The 7,688-nt window shown below is 42.6% G+C and carries 5 protein-coding genes; 3 read left to right on the top strand and 2 right to left on the bottom strand.

The window, feature by feature from the left end; genetic code table 11:
- Window positions 1–188: 188 nt before the first annotated feature.
- Together KTR06_RS13680 and KTR06_RS13675 are read right to left on the bottom strand one after the other, a co-directional pair.
- On the bottom strand, window positions 189–755 hold the full coding sequence (locus tag KTR06_RS13680; protein ID WP_118408455.1) for a UpxY family transcription antiterminator: 567 nt from the start codon (window positions 753–755) through the stop codon (window positions 189–191).
- 253 nt (window positions 756–1,008) lie between these two features.
- Window positions 1,009–2,517, bottom strand: coding sequence for a DUF3078 domain-containing protein (locus tag KTR06_RS13675; protein ID WP_015530977.1), 1,509 nt, complete (start codon window positions 2,515–2,517; stop codon window positions 1,009–1,011).
- A 189-nt stretch (window positions 2,518–2,706) separates the two neighbouring features.
- Here KTR06_RS13675 and KTR06_RS13670 point away from each other — a divergent pair, with 189 nt between their 5' ends.
- The 3 genes from KTR06_RS13670 (at window position 2,707) to bexA (ending at window position 7,659) form a co-directional block, all read left to right on the top strand.
- Entirely contained in the window at window positions 2,707–4,332 is a 1,626-nt protein-coding gene (locus tag KTR06_RS13670) for a CTP synthase (RefSeq protein ID WP_004317909.1), read from the top strand.
- Window positions 4,333–4,389: 57 nt separating this feature from the next.
- Window positions 4,390–6,243 (top strand): membrane protein insertase YidC, encoded by a 1,854-nt coding sequence (gene yidC, locus KTR06_RS13665; protein WP_217290428.1) that lies wholly within the window; start codon window positions 4,390–4,392, stop codon window positions 6,241–6,243.
- A gap of 84 nt (window positions 6,244–6,327) precedes the next feature.
- Window positions 6,328–7,659, top strand: coding sequence for a multidrug efflux MATE transporter BexA (gene bexA, locus KTR06_RS13660; protein WP_015530976.1), 1,332 nt, complete (start codon window positions 6,328–6,330; stop codon window positions 7,657–7,659).
- The last annotated feature ends 29 nt before the right edge of the window (window positions 7,660–7,688 follow it).

Below are 7,688 nucleotides of genomic sequence, written 5' to 3'. Positions count from 1 at the left end.
GTTCGGAGGCTAATTGTTTTTGTTCTTTCCCTTGTCTAATCCCCTCTTTGACATATTCCAATACTTGAGAATCGCTCATATTTTGAGCAGCCACAGGTGTGGCGCCCAACATCAATAAGAGGATGAGCGCCCCCATTAATTTTTGCATTTTCATTGAGTAATTTGAATTTTTAATTCAATTGATAGTGCTAAACCGGCTCCACACATCCTACCGGTATATCTACACATGCACATCCTAACATTGTCAGTCGGACTGCAACTTTTGATTTCCCATTTATATCTACCAATTCTCCTTCCAGCCCTGCTAATGGTCCTTTTATGACCCTTATTTTTTCTCCCGGCGCTAATGGCGATGTGCTCATACAGATCGTTTCATCCGAATAGTCGAGCATAAATTTGAATCGTAACATTTGTTGGTCAGGAATTACAGCCGGAGTACTCTCCCCACGAAGTACCATGTAACGACTGATAGCGGATAAGGTCAGAACTTCTTTTTGTTCTTGTGGATCAACATGGACAAAGATCATCATTGGAAGCACAACACGGTCGACAACTTTGCGACGGTCACTCCATTTATGAACTTCTTGTTGAATAGGAAGGAAATTTTCAACGCCCATTTTAGTGAGGCGTTCACTTGTTTTTTTCTCATGATAAATGCGCACAATGGCGACTAACCAGCGTTTAGAGTGCGCTACGCTTCTGCCAATCACATCTGTTGGCAGAACTTCTCGATCGTCATTTTTGCTAATGATCATATATTTTTACCCCACTTTTTTCCATTGCTACTTAGGCAATGAAATAATTCCTGCTGCAAAGATAGATAAAATAATAAATAAGAAACAAGAAAAAAATGCTTTCTTTTCTTTTTACCAATCAAAATATGCAGTTAAAGCATGTAGTAAGAATGATTACATCATATAACAGATATGAACATAAAAAAAAGACTGAATAACTTTTATAGTTAAACAGCCTTTTCTTATCTTTTAATCAGTATTCCCGAAACACGAATTACCACTTATAATTAATACCGAAGCTAAGCAATTCTTTCAACTGGAAGAAGCTATCTCCTTCGGTCGGCTTGGAGCTGTCATCAAAACGGGTATGTATATAGAGCTTGGTAGAAAGATAACGGTTTAATACAAAATTGAATGTATTTTCCCATTCTACACGTGCCCAATGATAGTTGGTCAGGTAATTGAGACGAGACTCTAAAGTCACTGCAGAGATAATGGTCCAGTTCAATGTCGATTGCAACTGGGAACCGAAGTCATTTTTAGAGCATTTTCCTTTGTCTAAACCAAACTTAGTTTCGTCTACTTCAGAATTGCCAATATAACGCAAGTTGTAAGTCAACGGCGCCATAAACACGGAAAGATTAAATTTCTTCTTACTCAATTTATAATCCATACCGACACTGACCGCCAAATCTGCCGGAGACAAGAAAGACGAAACTAATTCTTCACTGTTAGCTTTATATCCATTGAAGAACTGTGTCTTAAACTCGGAAGAAATGGTATAGTACCAATTCTTGAAAGCCCTCAAACCTAATTTATTATATAAGCGGAATTGGTCGGTATTAAAAAGATATTTATGATATTCATCTGACGGCGTGGAAGTCATACCCACTTTAGCTTCCAGTTGATTCTCAAACAGGACTTTTTCATTATCATTATAGTTGGCAAAAATCTGAAAAGTCGCTAATCCGGAGAAGTTACTTTCACCTCCCTTATACCAGTTATCCGAAAGGTGGTTCTGACTGATCTGCAACGATCCGTTACCTCCGGTCACCCACCAGTTAGGCCTGCTAATCTTCATATTGGCCTTTCCTACATTATCATCCATGTTTTCCGGTTGAAACAGATGAATAACATTTGCTTTGGGAGATATTTTCGGCTTCACATCATGGCGGAACACGTCACGACTCATGATACGATCCTCCGTAGTGACAACTAATTCCGGACGCGCCAAATAAAGATCCATCAACGCGCTGTTGACTATCTTCTCGGCACGTTGAGTTTTGGTAAATGCCAAGGTATCGTATGGCAAAAGCTCTTGCGTCAGTTGAGGAGTGGTATCCAATTGCATGGGTTTCCATTCCAGCTTCGAGTATTGAGCCATCGGAGCATAATAATATGCCAAAGGTGTAAACAGACGAAAATAATCGGGATCGGACGGAATATAACGTGGCGGCACAGACAAATCATTCAAATAATCCAATTGCGCAACATACCTATTATATAAATAAGAAACAGTATCCAATTTCGGTGTCGGACCTGACAGATTAAGTTTTAGCATTAAATATTTCTGAAGCTCTGCCGAAAGCGTATCAGCTTTCACAACTCTGGCCTTTGCCACAACAGCCGAAGGCTTGACCGTTTTAGCTGGTTTAATCACTTCAGGGGCAGGCTGCAGAGAGTCAGTCGGAAGTGAAGCAGCCTCGACTGGTTCCTGCGCAAAAAGCGATAACGATAAGATTGACAGGATAAACGCTGAACATAAAGTAGTAATTCTCATCATATTTGTCTATGGTTTAGGCTGCAAAGCTACATTATTTTGTTCAGAAATCATAGGATTCTTTCAAAATTGCATTTTTTAATAAAATTGTAGAGACGAAAGTCTGCAATCTTCCTCTTTTTTTTATAATTTTGCGCTTTTTAAGTTCGTAAGATTACTACTAAGTAAACAATTATTAAAACAGTTATAGCTGTGGGAGAAACAAAGTATATTTTCGTCACCGGTGGTGTTGCCTCTTCATTAGGAAAAGGGATCATTTCATCATCCATCGGTAAGTTGCTGCAAGCAAGAGGTTATAATGTAACCATTCAGAAGTTTGACCCGTATATCAACATCGACCCGGGAACATTGAATCCTTATGAGCACGGAGAGTGCTATGTAACCGTAGACGGACACGAAGCCGACCTCGACCTGGGACACTATGAGCGATTCCTGGGTATACAAACGACAAAGGCGAACAACATTACTACGGGACGTATCTACAAGAGCGTCATTGACAAAGAACGTCGTGGAGACTATTTGGGTAAAACGATCCAGGTGATTCCTCACATCACAGACGAGATCAAACGGAATGTAAAACTGCTTGGTAATAAATACAAGTTTGATTTTGTAATCACTGAAATCGGTGGTACGGTAGGTGACATCGAGTCACTCCCCTACCTCGAAAGTATCCGTCAGTTGAAATGGGAACTCGGTAAGAACGCTCTTTGTGTACACTTGACTTATGTTCCTTACCTTGCTGCTGCCGGAGAGTTGAAAACAAAACCGACGCAACATTCTGTAAAGGAGCTCCAAAGTGTGGGTATCCAGCCGGATGTACTGGTATTGCGTGCCGAACATCCGCTAAGTGACGGACTGCGCAAGAAAGTGGCACAATTCTGTAATGTGGATGATAAAGCCGTTGTGCAGTCTATCGATGCAGAAACAATTTACGAAGTACCTATCCTGATGCAGGCACAAGGACTGGACAGCACTATCCTCGAAAAGATGGGACTGCCGGTAGGAGAAACTCCGGGATTAGGCCCATGGCGTAAATTCCTGGAACGCCGTCACGCTGCAGAGACAAAAGAACCGATCAATATTGCACTGGTTGGAAAATACGATTTGCAGGATGCTTATAAGTCTATCCGCGAAGCTTTATCACAGGCAGGTACTTACAATGACCGCAAAGTGGAAGTTCATTTCGTAAACAGTGAGAAACTGACAGACGAAAATGTAGGTGAAGCTTTGAAAGGCATGGCAGGCGTAATGATCGGTCCGGGATTCGGCCAACGAGGTATTGATGGCAAGTTTGTCGCTATCAAATATACCCGTACGCATGACATTCCGACTTTCGGTATTTGTCTAGGTATGCAATGCATCGCCATCGAATTTGCACGCAACGTACTGGGATACGCTGATGCCAACTCACGTGAAATGGATGAAAAGACTCCGCACAACGTGATTGATATCATGGAAGAACAGAAAGCAATCACCAACATGGGTGGTACGATGCGTCTGGGTGCTTACGAATGTGTATTGCAGAAAGGTTCGAAAGCATATCAGGCTTACGGACAAGAACATATTCAAGAACGTCACCGTCATCGCTATGAATTCAACAATGATTATAAAGACCGATATGAAGCTGCCGGCATGAAATGTGTAGGTATCAACCCGGAATCGGATTTGGTAGAAATCGTTGAAATCCCGGCTTTGAAATGGTTTGTCGGTACACAGTTCCATCCGGAATATGGCAGTACGGTACTGAACCCTCATCCGTTGTTCGTGGCATTTGTGAAAGCTGCCATCGAAAACGAAAAAACAACGGCAAAAGGCTAACGATACGCGGTAAACGACCGGTAGTTTGTAATTTTATAATTTGTAATTAAAATAAGAATGGATAAAAACACCATCACAGGTCTCGTTCTAATAGGCATATTATTGGTAGGATTCAGCTTTTTGAGTCGTCCAAGCGAGGAACAGATAGCTGCACAAAAAAGATACTATGACTCTATTGCCGTAGTACAGCAGCAGGAGGAAGCGCTGAAGGCGAAAACAGAAGCTGCGCTGGCTAACAGCCAAAAAGAGGTTGCATCGGCTGCCGATTCTTCTGCTTTGTTTTTCAATGCCTTGCATGGGACCGATTCTAAAATCAGCATCCAGAATAATGTAGCGGAAATTACTTTCGCAACAAAAGGCGGACGTGTCTATTCAGCCATGCTGAAGGATTATATGGCACAGGATAAAAAGACACCGATTATGTTGTTCGACGGCGACGATGCTTCGATGAACTTCAACTTCTACAACAAAGCAGGAGCCATCCAGACCAAAGATTATTTCTTTGAAGCTGTAAACAAGACGGATAGTAGTGTTATCATGCGTCTGGCTGCGGATAGCGCAAGCTATATCGATTTCATCTATACGCTGAAACCGGATAGCTACCTGATGAACTTTGAAATCAAAGCGACAGGCATGGAAAACAAGTTGGCAAGCACCAAGTATGTGGACATCGACTGGTCACAACGCGCCCGCCAACTGGAAAAAGGATTCACTTATGAGAACCGTCTGTCGGAACTGACTTATAAAGTAACAGGTGACAATGTGGACAACTTATCTGCTGCCAAAGATGACAGTCAGGATTTGCCGGGACGCATTGATTGGGTAGCTTTCAAGAATCAGTTCTTCTCGTCTGTATTTATTGCTGAACAGGATTTCGACAAGGTTTCCGTAAAGTCAAAAATGGAGCAGCAAGGAAGCGGATATATCAAAGATTATTCTGCTGAAATGAATACTTTCTTTGATCCGACAGGCAAAGAACCGACAGAGATGTATTTCTATTTCGGCCCGAACCACTTTAAGACGCTGAAATCGTTGGATAAAGGCCGCGACGAGAAATGGGAACTTCACAGACTGGTTTATCTGGGCTGGCCGTTGATTCGCTGGATTAACCAGTTTATCACAATCAACGTATTCGACTGGTTATCCGGTTGGGGACTAAGCATGGGTATCGTACTGTTGATTCTGACCATCATGGTGAAAGTCGTGGTTTATCCGGCTACCTGGAAAACGTACATGTCTTCTGCCAAAATGCGTGTATTGAAACCGAAAATTGACGAAATCAGCAAGAAATATCCGAAGCAGGAAGATGCAATGAAGAAACAGCAGGAGGTGATGGGTCTTTACAGCCAGTACGGGGTAAGCCCGATGGGCGGCTGTCTGCCGATGTTATTGCAGTTCCCTATCTTGATGGCTTTGTTTATGTTCGTGCCGAGTGCTATCGAGCTGCGTCAACAGAGTTTCTTGTGGGCGGACGACCTTTCTACTTATGACGCTATCATCACATTCCCATTCCATATTCCGTTCCTGGGCAACCACCTTAGCTTGTTCTGCTTGCTGATGACGGTGACAAACATCTTGAACACGAAGTACACGATGTCTATGCAGGATACCGGAGCGCAACCACAAATGGCGGCAATGAAATGGATGATGTATCTGATGCCGATTATGTTCTTGTTTGTCTTGAACGACTATCCGTCAGGTTTGAACTATTACTACTTCGTGTCAACGCTGATTAGCGTGGGTACTATGATTCTGCTTCGTAAAACGACCGACGAAACTAAATTGCTGGCTATTCTTGAAGCGAAAAAGAAGGACCCGAAACAAATGAAAAAGACCGGATTTGCTGCCCGCCTGGAAGCGATGCAAAAGCAACAAGAGCTACTGCAGCAGCAAAGACAGAATAAAAAATAAGGAATTATTCCCGAATCATATTCTAAGAAAGCCGGACACCCTATTTTGGTTGCCCGGCTTTCTTTCTCTAAACAATATAATAAGATGAAAACCAAATATTCGTATAAACAAATCTGGACGATCACCTTCCCTATCCTGATCAGTCTGATTATGGAGCAAATGATCGGCATGACGGACACGGCCTTTCTGGGACGTGTAGGAGAAATCGAGCTGGGTGCTTCTGCTATCGCAGGGGTATATTATCTCGCCATCTTTATGATGGCATTCGGTTTCAGCATCGGCGCACAGATCTTAATCGCCCGCCGCAACGGAGAAGGAAACTACAAGGAAATCGGACCGATTTTCTATCAGGGCATTTATTTCCTGCTTGCCATGGCAGTGATTTTATTCACATTCTCCATCGTATTTTCACCATATATCTTAAAGAATATCATTTCGTCTCCTCACATTTACGATGCAGCCGAAAGTTATATTCACTGGCGTGTGTATGGGTTCTTCTTCTCTTTTGTCATGGTCATGTTCCGCGCCTTCTTTGTAGGTACGACACAAACCAAAACACTGACGCTGAACTCTATCGTAATGGTGCTTTCGAACGTGGTATTCAACTATATCCTGATCTTCGGTAAATTCGGTTTCCCGCAACTGGGAATTGCCGGCGCTGCCATCGGTTCGTCACTGGCCGAAATGGTATCGGTAATTTTCTTCATCATCTATACATGGAAACGAATTGACTGCAAGAAATATGCGTTGAACATATTGCCCAAATTCCATGGAAAAACACTGAAACGCATACTGAATGTTTCTGTGTGGACAATGATTCAGAATTTCGTTTCTTTGTCTACCTGGTTCATGTTCTTCTTATTTGTGGAACATTTGGGAGAGCGGTCATTGGCGATTGCCAACATCATCCGTAACGTGTCGGGGATACCGTTTATGATTGCAATGGCATTTGCTTCCACCTGCGGTTCACTGGTAAGTAACCTGATCGGTGCAGGCGAACAGGATTGTGTACGGGGAACTATCAAACAGCATATCCGTATCGGATATATCTTTGTATTGCCGATCCTGGTATTCTTCTGCTTATTCCCGGATCTGATTCTGCGCATTTATACAGACATCCCGGATTTAAGAGCGGCATCCGTACCTTCACTGTGGGTACTATGCTCTGCCTATCTGGTACTAGTGCCTGCCAATGTGTATTTCCAATCGGTATCAGGAACAGGAAATACGCGGACTGCATTGGCTATGGAACTCTGTGTACTGGCTATCTATGTCACCTACTCGGCATATTTCATTATGTACCTGCGGATGGACGTCGCTTTTGCCTGGACAACGGAATGTGTGTACGGTACTTTTATACTGTTGTTCTGCTACTGGTATATGAAGAAAGGAAACTGGCAGAAAAAGAAGATTTAAATCCTTTTTTCACTATCTTCGCAAGAAAA

The organism is Bacteroides sp. MSK.20.12 (assembly GCF_019052435.1).
Taxonomy (GTDB): domain Bacteria; phylum Bacteroidota; class Bacteroidia; order Bacteroidales; family Bacteroidaceae; genus Bacteroides; species Bacteroides xylanisolvens.
This window is presented reverse-complemented; position numbering and strand designations above follow the sequence as displayed.